Origin of the sequence: Aquibium oceanicum (genome assembly GCF_001889605.1) — a bacterium.
Lineage (GTDB): Bacteria > Pseudomonadota > Alphaproteobacteria > Rhizobiales > Rhizobiaceae > Aquibium > Aquibium oceanicum.
The window spans coordinates 2729883-2751327 of sequence record NZ_CP018171.1 but is presented as its reverse complement, the minus strand read 5'-3'; the positions used below and the strand labels follow the sequence as shown (position 1 = coordinate 2751327).

General features: G+C 66.4%; 21 protein-coding genes. 7 read left to right on the top strand and 14 right to left on the bottom strand.

The window, feature by feature from the left end; all coding sequences use genetic code 11:
• Position 1: 1 nt before the first annotated feature.
• The 3 genes from BSQ44_RS13465 to BSQ44_RS13455 all read right to left on the bottom strand — a co-directional run bounded on the left by BSQ44_RS13465 (position 2) and on the right by BSQ44_RS13455 (position 5175).
• Positions 2-1459: a cytochrome ubiquinol oxidase subunit I gene (locus tag BSQ44_RS13465; RefSeq protein WP_072604981.1), complete on the bottom strand. Its 1458-nt coding sequence runs from the start codon at positions 1457-1459 to the stop codon at positions 2-4.
• Positions 1460-1677: 218 nt separating this feature from the next.
• Positions 1678-3519 (bottom strand): methyl-accepting chemotaxis protein, encoded by a 1842-nt coding sequence (locus BSQ44_RS27810; protein ID WP_072604979.1) that lies wholly within the window; start codon positions 3517-3519, stop codon positions 1678-1680.
• Positions 3520-3765: 246 nt separating this feature from the next.
• Positions 3766-5175: an FAD-binding oxidoreductase gene (locus BSQ44_RS13455; RefSeq protein ID WP_072604976.1), complete on the bottom strand. Its 1410-nt coding sequence runs from the start codon at positions 5173-5175 to the stop codon at positions 3766-3768.
• Positions 5176-5298: 123 nt separating this feature from the next.
• Here BSQ44_RS13455 and BSQ44_RS13450 point away from each other — a divergent pair, with 123 nt between their 5' ends.
• The 3 genes from BSQ44_RS13450 (at position 5299) to BSQ44_RS13440 (ending at position 7772) form a co-directional block, all read left to right on the top strand.
• Positions 5299-5784 carry a thioesterase family protein gene (locus tag BSQ44_RS13450; protein WP_072604974.1) on the top strand — a complete coding sequence of 162 codons (486 nt, stop codon included), beginning with the start codon at positions 5299-5301 and terminating at the stop codon, positions 5782-5784.
• A 24-nt stretch (positions 5785-5808) separates the two neighbouring features.
• The gene (locus BSQ44_RS13445) at positions 5809-7440 is read left to right on the top strand and encodes a chloride channel protein (RefSeq protein ID WP_072604972.1); all 1632 of its coding nucleotides are present in this window, start codon (positions 5809-5811) and stop codon (positions 7438-7440) included.
• A gap of 131 nt (positions 7441-7571) precedes the next feature.
• Entirely contained in the window at positions 7572-7772 is a 201-nt protein-coding gene (locus BSQ44_RS13440; protein WP_072604970.1) for a hypothetical protein, read from the top strand.
• A 14-nt stretch (positions 7773-7786) separates the two neighbouring features.
• On the opposite strand, the gene BSQ44_RS13435 is transcribed toward BSQ44_RS13440, so the two are convergent.
• Positions 7787-8662, bottom strand: a complete 876-nt coding sequence (locus tag BSQ44_RS13435) for a dienelactone hydrolase family protein (protein ID WP_072604968.1) — start codon at positions 8660-8662, stop codon at positions 7787-7789.
• 212 nt (positions 8663-8874) lie between these two features.
• Between BSQ44_RS13435 and BSQ44_RS13430 the strand changes: the two genes are divergently transcribed.
• A complete protein-coding gene (locus BSQ44_RS13430; protein WP_072604966.1) occupies positions 8875-9141 on the top strand; it encodes a GlsB/YeaQ/YmgE family stress response membrane protein in 267 nt (88 codons plus the stop codon).
• 67 nt (positions 9142-9208) lie between these two features.
• Here BSQ44_RS13430 and BSQ44_RS13425 read toward each other — a convergent pair whose 3' ends face one another.
• A complete protein-coding gene (locus BSQ44_RS13425) occupies positions 9209-10351 on the bottom strand; it encodes a DUF2336 domain-containing protein (RefSeq protein ID WP_072604964.1) in 1143 nt (380 codons plus the stop codon).
• Positions 10352-10499: 148 nt separating this feature from the next.
• Between BSQ44_RS13425 and BSQ44_RS13420 the strand changes: the two genes are divergently transcribed.
• Both BSQ44_RS13420 and BSQ44_RS13415 read left to right on the top strand, forming a co-directional pair.
• Entirely contained in the window at positions 10500-10952 is a 453-nt protein-coding gene (locus BSQ44_RS13420; RefSeq protein WP_072604962.1) for a MaoC family dehydratase, read from the top strand.
• Positions 10953-10956: 4 nt separating this feature from the next.
• Entirely contained in the window at positions 10957-11823 is an 867-nt protein-coding gene (locus BSQ44_RS13415) for an HpcH/HpaI aldolase/citrate lyase family protein (RefSeq protein WP_072604960.1), read from the top strand.
• A gap of 10 nt (positions 11824-11833) precedes the next feature.
• On the opposite strand, the gene BSQ44_RS13410 is transcribed toward BSQ44_RS13415, so the two are convergent.
• The 5 genes from BSQ44_RS13410 to BSQ44_RS13390 form a co-directional block, all read right to left on the bottom strand.
• The gene (locus BSQ44_RS13410) at positions 11834-12130 is read right to left on the bottom strand and encodes an AzlD family protein (protein ID WP_072604958.1); all 297 of its coding nucleotides are present in this window, start codon (positions 12128-12130) and stop codon (positions 11834-11836) included.
• Complete coding sequence (locus BSQ44_RS13405) at positions 12127-12885, bottom strand: AzlC family ABC transporter permease (RefSeq protein ID WP_072604956.1); 759 nt, start codon at positions 12883-12885, stop codon at positions 12127-12129. Before BSQ44_RS13405 ends, BSQ44_RS13410 begins: the two co-directional genes overlap by 4 nt.
• Before the next feature lie 120 nt (positions 12886-13005).
• Positions 13006-13428, bottom strand: a complete 423-nt coding sequence (gene cueR, locus BSQ44_RS13400; RefSeq protein WP_072604954.1) for a Cu(I)-responsive transcriptional regulator — start codon at positions 13426-13428, stop codon at positions 13006-13008.
• A gap of 19 nt (positions 13429-13447) precedes the next feature.
• Positions 13448-15946: a heavy metal translocating P-type ATPase gene (locus BSQ44_RS13395; protein WP_072604951.1), complete on the bottom strand. Its 2499-nt coding sequence runs from the start codon at positions 15944-15946 to the stop codon at positions 13448-13450.
• A gap of 54 nt (positions 15947-16000) precedes the next feature.
• Positions 16001-16843, bottom strand: a complete 843-nt coding sequence (locus BSQ44_RS13390; protein WP_072604948.1) for an AraC family transcriptional regulator — start codon at positions 16841-16843, stop codon at positions 16001-16003.
• Positions 16844-16952: 109 nt separating this feature from the next.
• Here BSQ44_RS13390 and BSQ44_RS13385 point away from each other — a divergent pair, with 109 nt between their 5' ends.
• Entirely contained in the window at positions 16953-18200 is a 1248-nt protein-coding gene (locus tag BSQ44_RS13385; RefSeq protein WP_072604946.1) for an MFS transporter, read from the top strand.
• Positions 18201-18476: 276 nt separating this feature from the next.
• Here the strand turns inward: BSQ44_RS13385 and tatC are convergent, their stop codons facing one another.
• The 4 genes from tatC to BSQ44_RS13365 form a co-directional block, all read right to left on the bottom strand.
• On the bottom strand, positions 18477-19310 hold the full coding sequence (gene tatC, locus BSQ44_RS13380) for a twin-arginine translocase subunit TatC (RefSeq protein WP_072604943.1): 834 nt from the start codon (positions 19308-19310) through the stop codon (positions 18477-18479).
• Complete coding sequence (gene tatB, locus BSQ44_RS13375) at positions 19307-19951, bottom strand: Sec-independent protein translocase protein TatB (RefSeq protein ID WP_335622596.1); 645 nt, start codon at positions 19949-19951, stop codon at positions 19307-19309. Before tatB ends, tatC begins: the two co-directional genes overlap by 4 nt.
• 95 nt (positions 19952-20046) lie before the next feature.
• Entirely contained in the window at positions 20047-20268 is a 222-nt protein-coding gene (locus tag BSQ44_RS13370) for a twin-arginine translocase TatA/TatE family subunit (protein ID WP_072604939.1), read from the bottom strand.
• Positions 20269-20303: 35 nt separating this feature from the next.
• Complete coding sequence (locus tag BSQ44_RS13365; protein ID WP_072608047.1) at positions 20304-21431, bottom strand: ABC transporter ATP-binding protein; 1128 nt, start codon at positions 21429-21431, stop codon at positions 20304-20306.
• Positions 21432-21445: the final 14 nt, after the last annotated feature.

The following is a 21445-nucleotide window of genomic DNA, read 5'->3' as shown; positions in this document are numbered from 1 at the left end:
ATCACTCGCGCTCCCTTCCCGACGGCAATGGCCGGCGGTGGCCGCCGGCCTCCGGCTGAGCCGGCCCGGGCGCGATGCCGGCCGTGCGGATCGGGCCGCGCACCTCGTCCCAGCCTTCGAGTTCCTCCATCGGCCGCGGCGCGTGCGACATCAGCCGCAGCAGGTAGAAGGTGCCGGCGCCGAACACCGCGAAATAGACGATCACGAAGGCGACCAGCGAGGTGCCGACGGCCGCGGCATCAAGCGGCGCGGCGGAATCGGCAGTTCGCAGCAGGCCGTAGATCGTGTAGGGCTGGCGCCCGACTTCCGTGGTTATCCAGCCGGCGAGCACGGCGACGAGCCCTGACGGCGTCATGGCCACGGCGAAGCGATGCAGGGCCCGGTTCTCATAGAGCGTGCCGCGCCAGCGCGCGTAGAGCGACCAGATGCCGACCGTCAGCATCAACATGCCGATGCCGACCATGACCCGGAACGACCAGAAGACGATGAAGACCGGCGGCTGCTCGTCGTCCGGAACGGTGTCGAGCCCTGCGAGCGGTTCGTTCCACCCGTGGCGAAGGATCAGCGAGGAGAGTTTCGGAATGCCAACGGCGTAATCCAGCCGCTGCTCAGCGTCATTGGGAATGCCGAACAGGTAAAGCGGCGCGCCGTCGGGATGGCTCTCGTAGTGGCCCTCCATGGCCATGACCTTCGCCGGCTGGTGCTCCAGCGTGTTGAGGCCGTGCAAGTCGCCGACGAAGATCTGGATCGGCGCCACGATCGCAGCCATCCACATGGCCATCGAGAACATGCGCCGCGCCGCCTCGTTGGGCGCCGACCTGTCGCGCAGCAGGTGCCAGGCGCCGACGCCGCCGACGATGAAGGCGGTGGTGAGGTAAGCCGCGATGACCGTGTGCACCAGACGATAGGGGAAGGAAGGATTGAAGATCGATTCCCAGAAGCTCTCCGGCAGGAACTGGCCGGTCACCGCGTCGATCGTATAGCCGGCCGGGGTGTGCATCCAGGAGTTCACCGAGATGATCCAGAAGGCCGATAGAAGGGTTCCGACCGCCACGGTCGCCGTCGCCAGCATGTGGAGCCCGTTGCCCACGCGCTCGCGACCGAACAGCATGATGCCGAGGAAGCCCGCTTCCAGGAAAAAGGCCGACAGCACCTCGTAGGCCATCGGCGCGCCGATCACAGGCCCCGCCTTGTCGGAAAACACGCTCCAGTTGGTGCCGAACTGGTAGCTCATGACGATGCCGGAGACGACGCCCATGGCAAAGGCGATGGCGAAGATTTTCTTCCAGTAGTCGAAGAGCACCCGGTAGACCGAACCGTAGCCGGCGAGCCACAGCCCGTTCAGCACCGCGAGATAGCTGGCGAGCCCGATGGTGAAGGCGGGGAACAGGAAATGGAACGAGACCGTGAACGCGAACTGGATGCGCGCCAGGAGGACTGCATCGGCGTGTTCGAACATTTTATTCCCGCCGCCCCGCCGATCGCGGGGCCTTCATTGCCCTGATGTCGATCTCGATTGAATGTAAGCGCGCGAGAATGAGGGACAACCGCGCGGCGGTGCGGCAAATTGGGCGTGCTTGCTGTGGGGCGATGCGATTTTCCGTCCCGCGCTTCCCTGGGAGGCGGCGGCATCGGCGGACTCATGCGGCGGCTTCGTAGCCGCCGCGATGGTGCCTATCAGGCTGCCCTTCGTGCCGGGCGCGCCATGGCCGCCGCCGAGCCTGGCTCGCGGATTCGAGCGCGTCGGTTGAGCTTGAAGCGACCGACGAGCGAGGCGAGAACGCGCGCATTGTCGGAGAGCATCCGGGAGATAGTGGTTGTCTCCTCCACCATCCCGGCGTTCTGCTGGGTCATCCGGTCGAGTTCGCTGACCGAGATGTTGATCTGCTCGATCCCGGTGGTCTGTTCCTCCGCCGCGCGTGCGATGTCTTCCACGTTCGCATCGATGGTGGTGACGAACCCGGTGATGCTCGACAGCGCCTCGCCAGCTTCACCGACATAGCGGACACCGGTCTCCACCTCGGCGGTGGAGACCCGGATGATGTCGGCAATCTCCTTGGCTGCGACCGCCGAGCGCTGCGCCAGTTCGCGCACCTCCTGCGCTACGACGGCAAACCCCCTGCCGGCCTCGCCTGCCCGCGCAGCCTCCACGCCGGCGTTGAGTGCCAGCAGGTTGGTCTGAAATGCGATCTCGTCGATCACGGAGACGACAGTGGAGATTCGCTGCGACCCTGCCTCGATCCTGCGCATGGCCTCGACGGCGTTGTGTACGACTTCCTGCGATGCGCGCGCAGAGTTGCGCGCGTCGCCGACATAGTCGCGGGTCTGGCGGATTTTTTCGGCCGTCGACCGGATCGTCGCGGTGATCTGCTCCAGGGCCGCCGACGCCTGCTCCAGCGCCGCGGCCTCCTGTTCGGTCCGCCGTGCCAGGGCGTCGGCCGAGGAGTGCATCTCCGTCGCACCGGAGTCGAGAGCCTTCGTCTTTTCCATCACCTCCTCGAGCGTTGCCTGGAACAGTCCGATCGAATTGTTGAAATCGCGGCGCAGCGGCTCGAACTGCTCGGCGAATGGTACGTCGATCGTCACGCGGATGTTGCAGTCAGCCAGCCGTTCCAGGCCAGCACCGAGATCCTGCACGACCACGGCGAGCTTTGCAGCCTCCGCTTCCCGCTCGGCAAGAGAGGCGGCCCGTTCCTGCTCGGTCCACTCCTGCGCCAGGCGGTTTTCGTCCTGGAGGCGAAGGTTGTCGAGCCCGGACTGGCGGAACACCGCGATCGAACGGGCCATTTCTCCGATCTCGTCTCTCCGGCCCGGATATGGCGGTTCGCTCGAGTAGTCGCCGGCCGCCAGTTTCATCATGAAGGCAGACATCCGCCGAATGGGTACCAGAGCCCGGCCCCAGACGACCCACGCGCCGACGAGACAGCTCACGAGCGTGAACGCGCCGGCAGCAAGAGAGGCGGCTCCGAGGGTGCTTTCGCTCTGCGCTGCGGTGGTCTCCTTGTCCGTCAGAAACTCACTGGACATCTCCACCAGCTTCACCACGGCGGCGCGATGGGCATGGAACTGCTCGCGTAGGTTGTCCATCACCGGTGCCATTTCGGCTCCCCCACCCAGACCGGCACGGAACGGCCCCTCGAGCGTTGCCCACAGTGCATCCGCCTTCGGCAGGACTTCGCCTTCGAGTTGCAGCCGGAGATCGTCTCGCAGAGGAAATGCCTTCCAGTACTCACGCCTACCGTCATACTCCTTCCGGAGCTCGGAAATGCGGGCGAGGTTTTCGTCGGCAAGCTCTGGATGAATCTCCGCCTCGTTGGCCAGGAGGTAGGATTCCACCAGGAACATGGGCGGTGGAAGGATGTCGGCGATCAGGTCCTTGCCCGCCACCACCTGTTCGTAGAGTGGACCGTTCACCTTCAATGTATTGAGCGCGTAGGTCTGGATGCCGAGACTGGTTGCGATGCCGGCTCCCACGAACAAGGCTACGGCCACCACGAGCTGCCAGATGCGTAGGGTCATCAACGTCGTCCCGGAATTGAGTCGCGGGCGCGAGTTTGTTGAATATTGCTTTACGAAACGTTGCTCCAGCAATCTCGGCAAGACGTTTGTCGCAGTGGCTCATTCACCTCGACGCGACGTTTCGACGTCATCACCAGCAGAAGAGCAACGACAGTCTACGGGCTGATCCGTGATGCCTCGCACCGGCGGTCCCTTGCTATCGCGTCAGCTTGCGAAAGACGGCCCGCCTTCGAGTGACCGGCCGACTTAAAACCCGAAGATCTTACCCGGGTTCATGATGTTGTCTGGATCCAGCGCGCGCTTGATCGCCCGCATGACGTCGACGCCCGTGCCGATTTCCAGCTCCAGGAACTTCATCTTGCCCTGGCCGATGCCGTGCTCGCCCGTGCAGGTGCCGTCCATGGCGATGGCGCGCTCGTTGAGCCGTGCGATGAACGCTTCCAACACCTCGATCTCCTTCGGGTTGGAAGCATCGATCAGCGGCGAGACGTGGAAGTTGCCGTCACCGACATGGCCGACGATGGGGGCTATGAGGCCGATCTCGGCGATGTCGCGCTCGGTCTCGACGATGCACTCGGCCAGCCGCGAGATCGGCACGCACACGTCCGTCGCTACCGCCTGGGTGCCCGGCCTGAGCGCCTTCGCCGAATGATAGGCGTCGTGACGGGCCTTCCAGAGCTTGGCCCGCTCCTCCGTCTCCCGGGTCCACAGGAAGGGTCCGCCGCCGTGCTCGGAGGCGATCTCCGAAAACAGCTCCGACTGCTCGGCGACGCCTGCGTCGGTGCCGTGGAACTCCAGGAACAGGCACGGGCTCTCCGGGTAGTCGAGCCCGGAATAGGCGATCATCGCCTTCATCTGCAGCTGGTTCACCAGCTCGATGCGAGCCACCGGAATGCCCATCTGGATCGTGGTGATCACCGCGTTGCAGGCTGCCTCGACGCTCGGGAACGGACACACGCCGCCGGCGATCGCCTGCGGGATGCCCTGGAGCTTCAGCGTCAACGAGGTGATGATGCCGAGAGTCCCTTCAGAGCCGATCATGAGCCGCGTCAGGTCGTAGCCGGCCGAGGTCTTCTTTGCCCGCTTGGCCGTGGTGACGGCGCGGCCGTCGGCCATCACCGCCGTCAGCGACAGCACGTTCTCGCGCATGGTTCCGTAGCGCACGGCGTTGGTGCCGGACGCGCGCGTGGCGGCCATGCCGCCGAGGCTGGCATTGGCGCCGGGATCGATCGGGAAGAACAGGCCGGTGTCGCGCAGGTGCGTGTTGAGCGCCTCGCGTGTCACGCCGGGCTCGATGGTGCAGTCGAGGTCCTCGGCGTTGACCGAGAGGACGCGATCCATGCCCGAGACGTCGACCGAGATGCCTCCGCCGGGCGCGTTCACCTGGCCTTCGAGAGAGGAACCGGTGCCGAAGGCGATGACGGGCACGCGATGTTCCGCGCAGACGCGCACGATCTCCTGCACCTCTTCGGTGCGCTTGGGATACGCTACACCGTCGGGCAGTTGCGCGGGGATGTAGGTCATGGTGTGGGCATGCTGTTCGCGGATCGACTGGCCGGTCAGGAACCGCTCGCCGAAGCGCTGCTTCAGGATGCCGAGTACCGTTGCGATGCCGTCCTCGTTGCGCTCCAGGCGCTTCAGATCAGCCAGTGCCATGACATTCCTCTCCCTCGCGCGGCCGCTGGCCGGCCCTTGCCGCGGCCCGCTCCATGGGTAATGTGCGGGCCGGTTCGTTCCGCTTATCGGCTGGACGTTCGCCACGATCAAGCGGGGATTACGATGACTGCAGCGGCACCCTTCCTCTCCTCCATCATGGAGCTGGAACAGAACTGGATCGACTACAACGGCCATCTCAACATGGCCTACTACAACGTGCTGTTCGATCGGGGCGCCGACCAGGCTTACGAACTCCTGGGCATGGGGCCGACCTATGCCGCCGAGCGCCGGCTGACCAGCTACACCGCCGAGGCGCATGTCTGCTACGTGCGAGAGATCCATCTGGGCGACCGGGTGGAGTGCACCTTCCAGCTTCTCGATTGCGACGAAAAGCGTCTCCATTCCTTCCAGGAACTGCGCCACGTCGACGGCTGGCTGTCTGCCACCTGCGAGGTGCTGATGCTGCATGTCGACATGGCCGGTCCGAAGGTCGCGCCCTTCCCGCCCGACATCCGGGAGAAGGTGGAGGCCATGCGCGCCGCGCATGCCGGGCTGCCGAGACCCGAACGCGCCGGCCGCACGATCGGGATCCGGCGCAAGGGAGGCTGAACCCGGCTCCGGAGCGCGACGACCATGCAGGCTCTCGCCAGGCGAGCGGTGGCCGCGCTGCGCGGCTGGGTCGAGCCGAACCTGCGAACCTTCCAGCAGGAGCGCCAGCCGCTGGTCTGGGCGCTGGCCCTGCTCATAGGTCTCGCGGCGGGCGCCGTCGCGATCCTGTTCCGCGAGACCATCGGCCTCGTCCAGTGGCTGTGGCTCGGCTCGGCGTCCGAGAACACGCTGACGGCCGCAGCCAACGTCGCCTGGTGGATCATCCCGCTCGGGCCGGTGCTCGGCGGCATCGCGGTCGGCATCCTGGTCTACCGCATCTCCACGCGCCGCGCCGGAGGGGTGGCGGACGTCATCGAGGCGCGCGCCTATTCCGGCCGCAATCTCGGCCTGTCGGATGGCATCTGGTCCGCGGTCGTTTCCGCGATCACCGTGGGAGCCGGCGGAAGCGCCGGGCGCGAGGGGCCGATCGTGCATCTCGGCGCCACGCTCGGCGAAGCCGTGTCGCGCCGGGCGGCGCTGCCGGAATGGTGCCGGCGCACCCTGCTGTCGGCGGGCGTCGCCAGCGCCGTCGCCGCCTCCTTCAACGCCCCGTTCGCCGGCATGCTGTTCGCCCACGAGGTCGTGCTCGGCCACTACGCCATCCGCTCCTTCGTGCCCATCATGCTCGCGTCCACGGCAGGCAGCCTCCTGTCGCGGCAGTGGTTCGGGCCTGACGCAGCCTTCGCGGTGCCCGACTACGCGATCGTGTCGAACTGGGAGTTTCCGGCTTTCGCGCTGCTCGGCGTCGTCTGCGCGGCGGTGGCGCTGCTGTTCCAGCTCGCCCTGCTGCTGGCCGACGGCCTCGCCCGGCAGGTCACGATGCCGCTCTGGCTGCGGCCGGTGCTCGGAGGCGTCATCGTCGGGTCGATCGGGCTGGCTTTCCCCCAGGTTCTCGGGGTCGGTTACGAACTGACCGATCTCGCCCTGTCGGGCGAACTCACGCTGTCGCTCGCTTTGATCCTCATCGTGATGAAGACGCTCGCCACCGCCGTCACGCTCGGTTCACGTTTCGGCGGAGGCATCTTTTCACCCGCGATCGTCCTGGGCGCCCTTGCCGGCAGCGTCTTCGGCATGCTCGCCGCCGCCGTCTTTCCCGGCCTCGCCTCCAGCGGCGGCCTCTACGCCATGCTGGGCATGGGCGCGGTCGCCGGGGCGGTCTTCGGCGCGCCCATATCCACCGCCATGATCGTCTTCGAACTCACCGGCGGCTACGGCCTCTCGGTGGCGCTGCTGCTGACCGTCGCCATCTCGCAGGGCATCGTCCACGCCGCGCACGGCTATTCCTGGTTCCAGTGGCAACTGCGCATGCGCGGGCTCGACCTGCGCGAAGGTCCGCACAAGCCGCTCGGTTCGAATGCCCGCGTCATGGACTTCATGGATCCCCTGCCGCCGGAGACCGAGCCGCAGCGCTTCGATCCCGAGCGCGGAACCACCGCCCTAAAACCCACCGACACCATCGCGGCGGCGCTGCGGGCATTCGACACCGGCGGGCACGACCGCCTTCCGGTGGTCGATCCCGCCGACGCGACCACGGTGATCGCTTGGGCGAGCCACGTGGCCGCGCTGCGTCACTTCAATCGGGCGCTGGTCGGGACCTCCGTCGAGGAGCATCGCTGACACCGGCGGCGTTAACCCTGACCGGCGAGGACGGTGGATCGTTTGCGTGGTGTTGTTGTGGCCGGCGATGGACTTCGGGACAATCCTGGGCGGCTGGCGGAGGGCACCCATCAGTCCGGAGGTGCTAGGCGATGACCGACGTGAACCGGATTTCGGACAGGCTGGCAAACGATCCGCTCGTCACCGACTATGACTTCTGGCGCGCCATCAAGGACGTTGAATACGAGATCCACTCGGCCGACACCAGCGGCTCCCCAATCCCCATCGACCTGCTGCAGTGGCGCAAGATCCTGCGTAAGGCACAGTCAAAGCGGCAGGATAGCGAAAGGTAAGCCGGCGCGCCGGCCTACCCGAGTTCTTCCTTCAGAAACGCAACCGTCCGGTCCCACGCCAATTCGGCGGCCTGCTCGTCGTAGCGCGCCGCGGAGGTGTCGTTGTTGAAGGCATGCTGGACGCCCTCGTAGACGTGGATGGTGAAATCCTTGTCCGCCGCTTCCAGCGCCTGCCGATAAGCCTCGATCCCGGCGTTGATGCGGGTGTCCTCGCCGGCGTAGTGGAGGAGAAGCGGCGCCGATATCCGCGACACCTCGGACGGATCGGGCTGCCGGCCGTAATAGGCAACCGCTGCGTCGAGCGACGAGGCCTTGACGGCGAGATTGTTGACGGCGCCGCCGCCCCAGCAGAAGCCGACCGCACCGACATTGCCGTTCGAGCGCTCGTGCGCTTGCAGGTAGGCGATCGTGGCGATCCCGTTGTCGGCGACGCCGGCCGCGTCGAGCTGGCCGATCATCCCGCGTGCTTCGTCCTCGTCGTCCGGCGTGCCGCCAAGCGGTGACAGATAGTCCGGTGCGAGTGCGATAAAGCCTTCGACCGCGAGACGCCGCGCGATGTCCTGAATATGTGCGTTCAGACCGCGGTTCTCGTGGATGACGATGACCGTGGGCAACTGTCCGCTCTGGCCCGCCGGCTGGGCGAGGTATCCAGTCATCTCTCCGTCCGCGCCCGGATAGGTGATCATTTCCGTCGTGATGCGCTCGTCCGTCTCCGGCACCACCGCAGCGCGCGCCGGGTTGGCGGCGAGCATCGGGGCGATCGCCGCTGCCGCGGCACCCGACCCGGCAAGCCGCGTCAGCTTTTCCATGAAGCCGCGCCGGTCGAGCGTCAGGTGGGTGTACTCGTCATAGGCGTCGATCATCTGCTGCGTGATCTTAGGCTCCGGCATCGGTCCCTCCAGGTTTGCATGCGTATCCAACAGTTAGCGGCGGTTCCCGACGTTTCGAATCAAGCGTGCGTGATACCGCGCTGCCGCCGCACGGTCTCCTTGATTGGAGGCCCTATCCGGTGTTGCCGCCTGCGCGATCCCACCCCTGCCCCGGCGATGCCGGACATGTTATGATCACGGGACCCGCCAGTCAGGCGGTTGGGAGGGAAATCATGGAAGCTGAAAACATCATCGTCTCGATCATCATCTGGATCATCGTCGGCGGCATCGCAGGCTGGTTAGCCGGGATGATCGTCCGCGGGGGCGGCATGGGCCTGATGGGCAACGTCGTGCTCGGCATCATCGGCGCCATCGTCGCCGGCTGGATCCTGCCGGCCATCGGCATCGTCATCGGCGGCGGCATCATCGCGGCGATCATCAACGCGGCGATCGGCGCCATCATCGTTCTACTTATCGTGTCGCTCGTCAAACGAGCATAACATCTGCCCGGCCTCTCACGGGGCCGGGTTACCTTTCCGCCAGGACGCGATTTACGCTCCGCACGCCTCAGGCCGCGGCGATGGCGAGGGCATGTCCGCGTGCGTTCTCGCGCAGGGCTTCCAGGTGAATGGACTTGAGCAGCCCCGCAAGCGCGCCCTTCTCGTCGGTGACGGCACCGGACGAGACCGCTTCTTCCAGCACCCGCAGCATCAGGAAACTCACCTCCTGCGGTCCGGCGATCCGTTTGCCGTTGGCCACCTCGCGCCAGACCTTGAGCGCGCGCAGGATCACGCCGTGCGAGACGAGCGGCAGCCGCGCGGCACGAAACAGCGAGGACAGCGCGACGTCGCGCCCGCCCGAGAGCAGCGCGCGCACGCGCCCCTGCTGCTGCCCGGCGAGCGATACGAGCGCGGCGCCGAAGAAATCTATCCGGCCATAAGCGACGACGCGCACCAGGAAGGCGGTGGTCAGTTCGCCGCGCATGCGCAGATGCTCGACCAGCGCGGCGTGCTCGTCCTGCGCGGTGCGCTCGATCAGCGTCAGAGAGGCGCGCACGCAGGCTTCGCGCATCATGCGTTCCGCCCGGGCCGACGTCATCAGCGCCCTGACCAGCGGCGATTCCCGCAGCGCCTCACCGAGCTTGAACAGGAGCATGTGGCGGATGTCCGACGGCAGGCGCCGGTCGGAGATCAGCGCCTCGCGCAGTCCCGCGTCGTGGCCGAGCCGTTCGGCCATGCGGCGAAAGCTGATGGAGGCGATCTCGGCGCCGGAGTTCTTCATGAGCGCGACGCAGGCCGGCGCGGCCGCCACCTCGGCGATCGCGGCGGAGAGAGACATGGAGACCTGCGCCCGCGACGCGATCAATGTCTGCGCCGCCTCGCTTCCGCCCGCGGCGAAATCGATCAGGTCGTTGTCGGTCAGCACGGGCGAGAGGGCGAGCACGGGCGCGGCCACCTCCGGCTGGTCGCCGGCGAGCGCGGTAATGATCTGCTGGGGCGCACGCAGGCTGAGCGAGAGCGGCTCCGCCATCGCCAGCCGAACCTTGGGAGAGGGATCGTCGAGAAGCAGCGTCAGGGCGGCCTCGGCCGCGCAGCGGTCCTCGAAGTCGAGGTCGGAAACGATGTAGGCCCGCGCCAGCGCGTTGGCAGCGGCGGCACGCTCCGCGACGCGCGCCGTCTCGATCCATTTGATGAAATGTTCGATGATCATGTTACGCATGCACCCCGTGTGAGGGGGACGTTAGCGGCAATAGGTTTACGAACGGTTCACCATGTCCGTTAACCGGCATCCGCACCCGCGATGTTGCAGGACGCCGCCGCCGCGACTATCAAGCCCCCTGCAACGAGGCGGGGGTGACATGCCGGGGCTTTATTTCGAAGAGTTCGAGCCGGGTGCCGTCATCAGGCATTCCCTCACCAAGTCCGTGACGGAGAGCGACAACATGTTCTTCTCCGTCATGACCCTCAATCCGCAGCCGCTGCACATCGATTTCGATTTCGCCGCCAGGAGCGAATGGGGCAAGCCGCTGGTCAATTCGCTGTTCACGCTCGGCCTGATGATCGGCATTTCCGTGCACGATACGACCCTCGGCACGACGATCGGCAATCTCGGCATGACGGAGACCGTCTTCCCGCATCCGCTCTTCCACGGCGACACGGTGCGCGTGGAGACCGAGGTGCTGTCGGTGCGTGAATCGAAATCGAAGCCGGATCGCGGCATCGTCGAGTTCGAGCACCGCGCCTACAACCAGAACGACGTGCTCGTCGCACGCTGCGTGCGGCAAGCCATGATGCTCAAGCGGAAGGCCTGATCCGATGCGCTCCATGCTCTTCGTCCCCGGCGATTCCGAAAGGAAGCTCGAAAAGTCTCTCCAGTCGGGCGCCGACGCGCTCATCGTGGACCTCGAGGACTCCGTCGCGCCCGCCAGCAAGGAAGCTGCCCGCAAGGTGGCGGCAGGTTTCCTCTCCGCCCGCACCCGCGATACCGGCCCTGCCCTCTACGTGCGCGTCAACGATTTCACCACTGGCCTGACCGACGACGACCTCGCGGCGGTCATCGCCGCTCGGCCCGACGGCATCATGCTGCCCAAATCCGCGAGCGGGCACGACGTGACCCGCCTGTCGGTGAAACTGCGCGTGCACGAGGCAGAGGCAGGACTGGACGACGGCGTGATTCGCATCATTCCGCTGATCACCGAGACGGCCGCCGGCCTGCTCGCCGCAGGCACCTACGACGCCTCCCTGCCGCGCCTTGTCGGCGTGACGTGGGGCGCGGAAGACCTTTCCGCAGATGTCGGCGCCCGCACCGCTCGCGACGCGAACGGACGCTTCACCGAGGTGTTCCGGCTTGCCCGCGCCATGACGATCCTCGCCGCAGCGAAGGCGCAGACGCTCGCCATCGACACCGTTTTCACCGACTTCCGCGACATGGAGGGGCTGCGCACCGAGTGCCTGGAGGCCGAGCGCGACGGGTTTTCCGGCAAGCTCGCGATCCATCCCGCGCAGGTTCCGGTGATCAATGAGGCATTCACGCCATCGGCCGAAGCGATCGGGGAAGCCGAGGCGATCGTCGCCGCCTTCGCGGGTGCCGGCGACGTCGGCGTGGTGGGGATCGGCGGCAAGATGTACGACCGCCCGCATCTCAGGCGCGCCGAGCGCCTGCTGGCGCGGGCGCAGGCGTAAGCGTCGCCCGCTATCCGAAGAAATGACGCCCGGCGATCAGCACGGCCGCGCCGCCGAGGAATACCGACAATATTCCGCCGCGCAATCCGATCAGACCCGCCGCGACGAGGGCTGCCGCCTCCGGTAGCCCTGCGTTCATGGCCGCCGGTGCGACCAGTGTGGTCAAGACCGCTGCCGGCACGGCGTTCAGGGCGGCCTCGACGCGCGGATGGATGCGCGCAAAGCGCGACAGCACCAGATGCCCGCCGCAGCGCGTCAGGTAGGTCATCGCCGCGCTGGCGAGCACGATCCAGGCGATCTCGCTCATACGCTCTCTCCCGCGTCGTCGGCAGGCGGTTCGTCATAGGCGGCGCGTGCCTCGGGATTGACGGGCATGCTCGCGGCCAGCGCGACGCCGGCCAGCGCGCCGATCGAAATGTGCCATGGCGACCCGACCAGCTTGTGGGCGATCACCGACACCACGGCCGCGGTTATGACGATCGGCAGCCAGAATGGTCGCTTGCGGAAGCCGATCACCAGCCCCAGGAAGTAAATCGGAAGGAGAAAATCGAGCCCGAGCTCGTGGGTGTCGGGAATGAGTGAACCGAAAGCCGCGCCAAGCCAGGTACCGACGATCCAGAACGGATAGATCGCGGCCACCATTCCCATGTACCAGACGAAGGTGATCTCCCGTCCGCTCTCGGCCCTGCGCTCGGTCTCGGCATATTGCGGATCGACCAGAAAGAAAAATCCCAAAATCTTCTGTGCCGCCGACCAATGGCGGATGCGACGTCCGACGGCTGCCGAGTAGAGGGTGTGACGGAAATTCACGGCGAAGATCGCGAAAACGATGAGCCACGGCGCGGTGTGCTGGCCGAAGAGTTCGATACCGACCATCTGGCTCGCACCGCCGTAGATCGTGGCGCTCATCAGCACCGTCTCAGCGATGGTGAAACCGTTCTTCACCGCGATGGCGCCGAACAGCACCGCGAACGGGGCCGACGCCACAAAAACCGGGACGCCGAGGCGCACTCCGCTCCAGAATTCGGAGGCGAAGGTGCGGTTCGAGGTCAAGGCGGACAAGAGGCTGCTCCGGCGAAAGACCGGCTACATAGGTCAGCCGCATTGACCTGTCACATCAATTCCGTTGAGCCACCGGGACAGTCCCGTTGATGAGCCGCGCGGTGCGGCCCAGCCTTCGCTTCAGCCGTGACAGCCTTCCCCATGGGCTCTCGGCGTCTCCTCGCCGGCCAGCCCATCGATGATCGGGCAGTCCGGGCGCTCGTCGCCGTGGCAGTTGGCGACGAGGTGGCGCAGCATCTCGCGCAGGCCTTCCAGTTCCGCGATCTTGCGGTCGATCTCGCCGAGCTTGGCGGTGGCGATCGCCTTCACGTCCGCACTCTCACGCTCCTGGTCGTTGTAAAGCGAAAGGAGCTGGCGGCACTCGCCCACCGAAAAGCCGAGCCCGCGCGAGCGCTGCAGGAAGCGCAACCGGTGCAGGTCCGCCGCCGAATAGTCGCGGTAGCCGTTCTCGTGGCGTTCGGGCTTGATGAGCCCGATCTCCTCGTAATAGCGGATCGTCTTGGCCGGCAGTCCCGAGCGTTCCGCCGCGGTTCCGATATTCATCGTGCCATCCCTCCCCGCCTCAGAGCCTGAGCGTGCGCAGACGAAGCGCGTTGCCGATCACCGACACCGACGACAGGCTCATCGCCGCCGCCGCGATCATCGGCGAGAGCAGCAGGCCGAACACCGGATACAAGATACCCGCCGCGACCGGGACCCCGACGGCGTTGTAGACGAAGGCGAAAAACAGGTTCTCCTTGATGTTGCGGATCGTCGCCTGCGCCAGTGTGCGCGCCCGCACGATGCCGTTCAGGTCGCCCTTCACCAGGGTGATGCCGGCGCTCTCCATGGCCACGTCTGCACCCGTGCCCATCGCGATGCCGACGTCGGCCGCGGCGAGCGCGGGGGCGTCGTTGACCCCGTCGCCGGCCATGGCGACGCTTGCGCCCTTGGCGCGAAGATCCTCGATCAGCTTCTGTTTGCCTTCCGGCAGCATGCCGGCGCGAACCTCGTCGATGCCGAGCTTTTCGGCAACCGCGCGCGCGGTGCGCTCGTTGTCGCCGGTCGCCATGATGATCTTGAGGCCGCTTTCGTGCAGCGCGCGGATGGCGTCCGCTGTCGTCTCCTTGATCGGGTCGGCCACCGCCACGATGCCCGCCATACGGCCGTCGACCGCGACGAACATCGCCGTCTTGCCCTCGGCTCGCAGGGCGTCCGCCCGGTCGTCGAGCGCGGAGGCTTCGGCGCCGATGTCGTCCATCATCGCCCGATTGCCCAAGGCGACCTGACGGCCGGAGACCGTTCCCGAGACGCCCTTGCCGGTGACCGCATCGAAGGCGCTTGCATCGGAAAGGTCCGCGCCGCGTTCGCGTGCGCCCTCCACGATCGCCTCGGCCAGCGGATGTTCCGATCCGCGCTCCAGGCTTGCGGCGAGCGACAAGATTTCTCCTTCCGAGAACCCGTCCACCGCGACGACGTCCGTCAGGCTTGGCCGGCCCTCGGTCAGCGTACCGGTCTTGTCGACGATGAGCGTGTCGACCCTGGCGAACCGCTCCAGCGCTTCGGCGTCCTTGATCAAAACGCCGGCCTGCGCGCCGCGCCCGGTCGCGGTCATGATCGACATCGGAGTGGCGAGCCCCAGCGCGCAGGGACAGGCGATGATGAGCACCGAGACCGCTGACACGATGGCGTAGGCCATGGCCGGTTGAGGCCCGAGCAGCGACCATGCGACGAAGGCGATTACAGCCACGAGCACCACGGCCGGCACGAAGAAGGCCGCGACCCGATCGGCCATGCCTTGGATCGGGGCGCGCGAGCGTTGCGCCTTGGCGACCATGCCCACGATCTGCGACAGGACGGTGTCGGAGCCGACCCGATCGGCCCGCATGATGAAGGAACCAGTCTTGTTCAGCGTGCCGCCTGTCACGGCCTCGCCTTGCGTCTTCTCGACCGGGACCGGCTCGCCGGTTATCATGGATTCGTCCACCGAGGAGCGGCCCTCGAGCACGGTCCCGTCGACCGGCACGCCGTCGCCCGGTCGCACGCGCAGCCGATCGCCGATCCGCACCTGATCGAGCGGCACGTCGTCCTCCGACCCGTCCTTCGAAAGCCGCCGCGCCGTCTTCGGCGCGAGATCGAGCAGGGCGCGAATCGCGGAGCCGGTGCGCTCGCGGGCGCGCAGTTCGAGCACCTGTCCGAGGAACACCAGCGCCACGATCACCGCCGAGGCCTCGAAATAGACCGGCACCGCCCCGCCATGGCCGCGGAACTGGTGGGGGAAGATGCCGGGCGCCAGCGTTGCGACGACGCTGTAGACGAAGGCAGTACCGACGCCGATGGCGATCAGTGTCCACATGTTGGGGCTACGGTTGACGATCGACTGCCAGCCGCGGTGGAAGAAGGGGATCGCCGCCCACAGCACCACGGGTGCCGCGAGCAGCAGCTCGATCCAGGTCGCCGCGGGCTCCCCAATCCAGCCGCGGAAGGGCAGCCCGACCATCGGCCCCATGCTGATGAGAAGAAGCGGGATGGAAAGCGCGGCACTGATCCAGAAGCGTCGGGTGAAATCCACCAGTTCCGGGTTCGGCCCCTCGTCGCCGGTCGGGATGCCCATCGGCTCCAGCGCCATTCCGCATTTCGGGCATGCGGCCGGCTTGTCGCTGATCACCTCGGGATGCATCGGGCAGGTGTACTTCGTGCCCTCCGGCATGGGTTCGGGCGCGGGCACGCCGGCCAGGTATTTTTCGGGCTCCGCCTCGAACTTCTCCTTGCAGCGGGCGGAGCAGAAGTAGAACCCCCGCCCCTCGTGGCGAGCGAAGTGCCTGGCGTCGGCACGGGTGACGCTCATGCCGCAGACCGGATCGGTTGCGGTCATGAAATCCTGCGGCGCGGCCAGGAACTTGGTGCGGCAACCTTCGGAACAGAAGTGATAGTCGTGCCCGTCGAGCGACGCGGTCGGCTTGTTCTTCGCCGGATCGACCGTCATGCCGCAGACCGGGTCGCGCAGCAGCGCCGGAGCCGAGGCGCCCTGCCCCGAGCAGCATGCTGCGTCCGTATGATGGCTGTGATCGGAATGGTTCATGGTCTTGTCCCTGTCATATGGGGACCATGCGTAGTCCTTCCAGTGACTGGAAGGTCAAGCGCTTTCCCGTGCGGCCCCGGCATTGCGGAAATAGTCGCGCGGCGCCGCCCCTAGCATGCGGCGGAACATCGTGGTGAAGGCCGGCACACTCTCGTAGCCGAGGTCGAGCGCCACGCCCGTCACGGGCACGCCTTCCGCCAGTCGCGGCAGGGCGGCGAACAGGCAGGCCTGCTGGCGCCAGACGGAAAGGCTCAAGCCCGTCTCGCGCTGGAAGGCGCGGGTGAAGCTGCGCCGACTCATGCCGGCCGCGTCGGCCCAGGCGTCGATGGTCGCCTGCGGCGAGGGTCGCTCCACGAAGGCGCGGCAGAGCCGTGCGAGCTTGGGATCGGCCGGCAGCGGCAGGCCGAGCGGCAGTTCGCGCAGCCGCGGGATTTCCTTCACGATCAACGCCATCACTAGTTCGTCGCGCGGGTCTGGCGCGGCATCTTGCGCGCGTTCGGCGGCTTCGGCGATCAAGCTGCGCATCAGGTCCGTGAGCGCCACGACGCGCAGGCCGTTGGGCGTTCCGCTCGTTGCCGCCGGGTTCACGTAGACCGATTGCATGCGCACGCTGCCCAGCATGTCGACGGAATGGTCGACGCCCGACGGGATCCACATGGCGTGGTCGGGCGGGACCATCCAGCGGCCTTGCCCCGTCTTCACCAGCACGACGCCGCTGCGCGCATAGAGAAGCTGGCAGCGGTTGTGCCGATGTTCGGGCACCCGATGGCCGTCCGAATAGAGATCCGAAAGGGCGAGCACATCACCCGCCGTCCTCTCCAGCCATTCCACGCGCCGCCCGTGCCGAGCGTCCGATTCGATCGTCGAAGCGCTTATCGAGAACGTCGGTGTCGTCATCCGGAATTGGCCCACTCGCGAAACAAACGGACCAAAGCACGAAAGAAGGTCGCAATCAACGTGCCTATAAGGCGAGCTGCAAAGCCGTACCCATTGCAGGACCTTCGACGTGACCGACACCACCGCCACGACCAGCGCCCCCGTCATGACACCCGAGCGCACGGCTTATGCCGTGCTTCTGGCGGTAAGCTTCTGCCATCTCCTCAACGACGTCATGCAGTCGCTGCTCGCCGCGATCTATCCGATGCTCAAGGACGGTTACGGTCTGGCCTTCTGGCAGATCGGCCTGCTCACCATGACCTTCCAGGTCACGGCGTCCCTGCTCCAGCCACTGATCGGCATGACGACGGACAAGCGGCCGATGCCCTATTCGCTGCCCTTCGGCATGGGTTCGACGCTGGTGGGCCTGCTGCTGCTTTCCAGCGCCGCGACCTATCCGCTGCTGCTTCTCGGCGCGGCCTTCATCGGCTTCGGCTCGGCGATCTTCCACCCCGAATCCTCGCGGGTGGCGCGGCTGGCGTCCGGCGGGCGCTACGGTCTCGCGCAGGCGGTGTTCCAGGTCGGCGGCAATTTCGGCACGGCAATCGGGCCGCTACTCGCAGCCTTCATCGTCGTTCCGCGGGGCCAGGGCTCGGTCGCCTGGTTCTCCGTCATCGCGCTGGTCGGCATGATCGTGCTGTGGCGCGTCAGCGGCTGGTACGCGCGCTACCGCGCCGCCAGTGCCAAGCGCCCGGCGCCGAAACCAGCCGTAACCCTGCCGCGCAAGAAGGTCGTGACCGCGCTCGCCGTGCTGATCGCGCTGGTCTTCTCCAAGCACGTCTACATGGCCTCGATCTCGAGCTACTACACCTTCTTCGTCATCGAGAAGTTCGGCGTCTCGGTGCAGGACGCACAGATCCTGCTCTTCATCTTCCTCGGCGCCGCCGCGGTCGGAACCGTGATGGGCGGCCCGATCGGGGACCGCTTCGGCTCAAAGACGGTGATCTGGTTCTCGATCCTGGGCGTGCTGCCCTTCACGCTGATCCTGCCCTATGCGAACTTCTTCTGGACGCCGATCCTGACCGCCATCATCGGCCTGATCCTGGCTTCCGCCTTCCCGCAGATCGTCGTCTTCGCGCAGGAGCTGGTGCCCGGACGGGTCGGCATGATTGCCGGCATCTTCTTCGGCTTCGCCTTCGGCCTCGGCGGCCTGGGCGCGGCGGTGCTCGGCGTCGTCGCCGACGCGAAGGGCATCGAGTTCGTCTACGGCGTGTGTTCGTTCCTGCCGATGATCGGCCTGCTCGCCGTGTTCCTGCCGAACATGAGGAAGGAACGGGAAGTGTACGCCGCGCAAAGCGCTGTCGGGGCAGTGCGATGACGACCGCGCGCCGGTGAGGCAGATGCCGTAGGGCGAAACGCGGATCGGCTGAGCGCAGGCGTACGGAACGCTGGCGCTAGCGGCGCCACGGCTGGCGCCCCTTGAGGTTCGCGCCCGCTGCAATAGCTTGGCAACGCGGGTTGGTGGACTGGCCTGCCGATGCCTACGACGGAGGTCGTTCAGCCGGGCCCGCCTCTCTCGTTCGGAATTCAGGCGCCTGCCCTGCACTGCGCTTTTGTCGAACGCAGCACCGCGAGCAAGCACCTTCGATATGGATCAGGAAGACTCAGCGGCCTCGTCGGCTTCGCGCTTTTCCTTCGCCGCCGCTTCCCTGCTGCGGTTTCTTTCCACGCGGCGGGCAAGCCAGATGGACACCTCGTAGAGGAGGATGGTCGGGATGGCGAGCCCGAGCTGGCTCACCGGATCGGGCGGGGTCAGCACGGCAGCGACGATGAAGGCGATGACGATGGCGTATTTGCGCTTGTCGACCAGGCCCGCCGCCGTGAGCAGGCCGACGCGCGCCATGAGCGTGGTGACGACCGGGAGCTGGAACACGAGGCCGAAAGAGAAGATCAGGGTCATGATGAGACCGAGATACTCGGACACGCGCGGCAGCAGTGAGATCTGGATCTCGTTGTCGGGCCCGACCTGCTGCATCGACAGGAAGAACCACATCACCATTGGGGTGAAGAAGAAATAGACAAGCGCGCCGCCGATCAGGAACAGGATCGGCGAGGCAATGAGGAATGGCAGGAAGGCGCCGCGCTCGTTCTTGTAAAGGCCCGGCGCGACGAACTTGTAGACTTGCGCCGCGATCAGCGGGAAGGCGAGCACGAGGCCACCGAACATGCCGAGCTTGATCTGGGTGAAGAAGAATTCCTGCGGCGCGGTGTAGATCAGGTCGACATTCGTCGGATCGAGTCCCGCCCAGCCGGTCGCCCACTGGAAGGGGATGACCAGGAGGTTGAAGAGCTGCTTGGCGAAGAAGAAGCAGACCAGGAAGGCCACGAAGAAGCCGCCGATCGCCCACATGAGCCGCGAGCGCAGCTCGATCAGATGCTCGATCAGCGGCGCCGAGGACTTGTCGATGTCGTCGTCATGGACGTTCACGAAGAGGCCCCGGTGGTTTTCTTCGCTGCGGGCTTCCTGCGCGGCGCGGGACTGCCGGAGTTGGAGGCAGCGGCGGGCTTGGCGGGCGCCTTTGCGGCAGGAGACTTGATGGCCGGAGACTTGGCGGCCGGAGATTTGGCCGCCGGAGACTTGGTCGTTTCAGACTTGGCGGCCGAAGCACTCGCGGCTGCCTGCTTCGCGGTCGCGGGCTTGCTGGCCGACTTGGCGGTGCCTGCCGAGGCGGTCTTGGCCGCCTCGGACTTGGCGGCGGGCTTCTGCGACGCGGAACTGGCGATCGCCTCGTTGCCCGGTCCGGCGGTTGCACCGGACTTGGCAGGTTCCTCCGCCTTGGCGGGCGCGTCCGGCGCGGGAATATCGGCCGGTTTAGGCTTCATCAGGCCGTCGAGGCCGGCGCGCACATCGGAGGCGGCCTTCTCCATCGGGTTCAACGCCTTGCGGATATCGGCCGCGGGGTTCAGCTTGCGGGCGCTGTCGATCGTCGACTTCACGTCGTCGAGCTCGGCCTCCTTCAATGCCTCATCGAACTGCTTGCGGAAATCGCCAGCCATCTTGCGCATCTGCGACGTCGTCTTGCCGAATTGACGCAGCATGCGCGGCAAATCCTTCGGCCCGACGACCACGATCAGGACGACCGCGATCACGAGCATCTCCGGCCAACCGATATCGAACATGGCTCAAATTCCGGCGAGGCAGTTCTGCGGGACCAAGGCCCGGATCAGGACTTGCTGGCCTTTTCCTTCGGCGTGGCGACGGTTTCGTCGTTGCGGTGCTCGACGGTGCGAGCCTTCTCCGCCTCGTCCTCGTCCGACATACCCTTCTTGAAGCTCTTGATGCCCTTGGCCATGTCGCCCATCAGCTCGGGAATCTTGCCGCGCCCGAAGAGCAGCAGCACGACCACGAGCACTATGAGCCAGTGCCAGATCGAGAAGGAACCCATGACAATCCTCTTTCGAAAGAAACTCGTACCCTGACTTAAGCGTTCTCGGCCCGTCTTTCAAACACAAGCACATCAGACTTTCTGACCGAGAGCCAGATATCGCGTGCGCCTGGGGACAATGCGCCACACCTGATCCGCCCCCGCACCGGCATTTCGGCGCCTGCGACCGCCGCCTCGAGGATTTCCGCATCGCCAAGGAAGCGCCGGGATATCACCCTGGCCTCGGTCGCGCCATCCTTTTCGTACTCGTGCGCCTCGATGGCGGTGGGGCGCACCGCGACCGTCACGTCCTCGGGCGAAGAAAAGCCCGGCGCCGCGAAACGGCCGAGCGGCGTATCGACGCTGCCGTGGTCGGCGCGTCCGTCGAAGACGTTGAGTTCTGAGAAGAAGCCGGCGACGAAGAGATTGGCCGGCCGCTGGTAGAGCTCCTCCGCACGGCCCACCTGGACGAGTTCCCCGTCGCGCAGGAGCGCGATGCGGTCTCCCATGCGCATGGCCTCCTCGGCGTCATGCGTGACGATGATGGCGGTGGCGCGGCTTTGGCGCAGGATCGCGAGCGTCTCAGCGCGCACGCTGTCCTTCAGCCGCGAATCGAGGCCCGAGAACGGCTCGTCCAGGAGAAGCACCGCCGGACGCGGCGCCAGCGCGCGTGCCAGCGCCACGCGCTGCTGCTCGCCGCCCGACAGGATGTGGGGAAACGACCGGGCGTGATGCTCGAGCCCGACGCGCGAGAGGGCGGTCATGGCCTCGCGTTTCCCCTCGGACGCGGACAGCGCCGTCAGCCCGAAGCGGACGTTGTCGAGGATCGTGTAGTGCGGGAACAGCGCGAAATCCTGGAAGACGAGGCCGATGGAGCGCTTTTCCGGCGGTACGAAGACGGCGGGACCGGCGATTTCGCGGTCGTTAAGGAGCACCCTGCCGCTGGTCTGCGTCTCGATGCCGGCGGCGATCCTGAGAAGCGTGGTCTTGCCCGAACCGGACGGACCGAGAAGGCATAGCACCTCACCCGGTTCCGCCGTCACGCTGACCCCGCGTAGGGTTTCGGCACCTGGACCGAAGGAATGCCAGATGTCGTCGAACGCAAGCCGGGCGGCGAAGCTGACCCCGGTCGGGGAGCGGCTGCCGCGCCCGCTTTCGGACCGGGTTGTCGTGGATTGCGTCATGATGCCTTCGTCGG

What these genes read in the sequence shown, in the direction of transcription:
- BSQ44_RS13465 (WP_072604981.1), bottom strand. Translation starts at nt 1,459, where the DNA reads ATGTTCGAACACGCCGATGCAGTCCTCCTGGCGCGCATCCAGTTCGCG.
- BSQ44_RS27810 (WP_072604979.1), bottom strand. Translation starts at nt 3,519, where the DNA reads ATGACCCTACGCATCTGGCAGCTCGTGGTGGCCGTAGCCTTGTTCGTG.
- BSQ44_RS13455 (WP_072604976.1), bottom strand. Translation starts at nt 5,175, where the DNA reads ATGGCACTGGCTGATCTGAAGCGCCTGGAGCGCAACGAGGACGGCATC.
- BSQ44_RS13450 (WP_072604974.1), top strand. Translation starts at nt 5,299, where the DNA reads ATGACTGCAGCGGCACCCTTCCTCTCCTCCATCATGGAGCTGGAACAG.
- BSQ44_RS13445 (WP_072604972.1), top strand. Translation starts at nt 5,809, where the DNA reads ATGCAGGCTCTCGCCAGGCGAGCGGTGGCCGCGCTGCGCGGCTGGGTC.
- BSQ44_RS13440 (WP_072604970.1), top strand. Translation starts at nt 7,572, where the DNA reads ATGACCGACGTGAACCGGATTTCGGACAGGCTGGCAAACGATCCGCTC.
- BSQ44_RS13435 (WP_072604968.1), bottom strand. Translation starts at nt 8,662, where the DNA reads ATGCCGGAGCCTAAGATCACGCAGCAGATGATCGACGCCTATGACGAG.
- BSQ44_RS13430 (WP_072604966.1), top strand. Translation starts at nt 8,875, where the DNA reads ATGGAAGCTGAAAACATCATCGTCTCGATCATCATCTGGATCATCGTC.
- BSQ44_RS13425 (WP_072604964.1), bottom strand. Translation starts at nt 10,351, where the DNA reads ATGATCATCGAACATTTCATCAAATGGATCGAGACGGCGCGCGTCGCG.
- BSQ44_RS13420 (WP_072604962.1), top strand. Translation starts at nt 10,500, where the DNA reads ATGCCGGGGCTTTATTTCGAAGAGTTCGAGCCGGGTGCCGTCATCAGG.
- BSQ44_RS13415 (WP_072604960.1), top strand. Translation starts at nt 10,957, where the DNA reads ATGCGCTCCATGCTCTTCGTCCCCGGCGATTCCGAAAGGAAGCTCGAA.
- BSQ44_RS13410 (WP_072604958.1), bottom strand. Translation starts at nt 12,130, where the DNA reads ATGAGCGAGATCGCCTGGATCGTGCTCGCCAGCGCGGCGATGACCTAC.
- cueR (WP_072604954.1), bottom strand. Translation starts at nt 13,428, where the DNA reads ATGAATATCGGAACCGCGGCGGAACGCTCGGGACTGCCGGCCAAGACG.
- BSQ44_RS13395 (WP_072604951.1), bottom strand. Translation starts at nt 15,946, where the DNA reads ATGAACCATTCCGATCACAGCCATCATACGGACGCAGCATGCTGCTCG.
- BSQ44_RS13390 (WP_072604948.1), bottom strand. Translation starts at nt 16,843, where the DNA reads ATGACGACACCGACGTTCTCGATAAGCGCTTCGACGATCGAATCGGAC.
- BSQ44_RS13370 (WP_072604939.1), bottom strand. Translation starts at nt 20,268, where the DNA reads ATGGGTTCCTTCTCGATCTGGCACTGGCTCATAGTGCTCGTGGTCGTG.
- BSQ44_RS13365 (WP_072608047.1), bottom strand. Translation starts at nt 21,431, where the DNA reads ATGACGCAATCCACGACAACCCGGTCCGAAAGCGGGCGCGGCAGCCGC.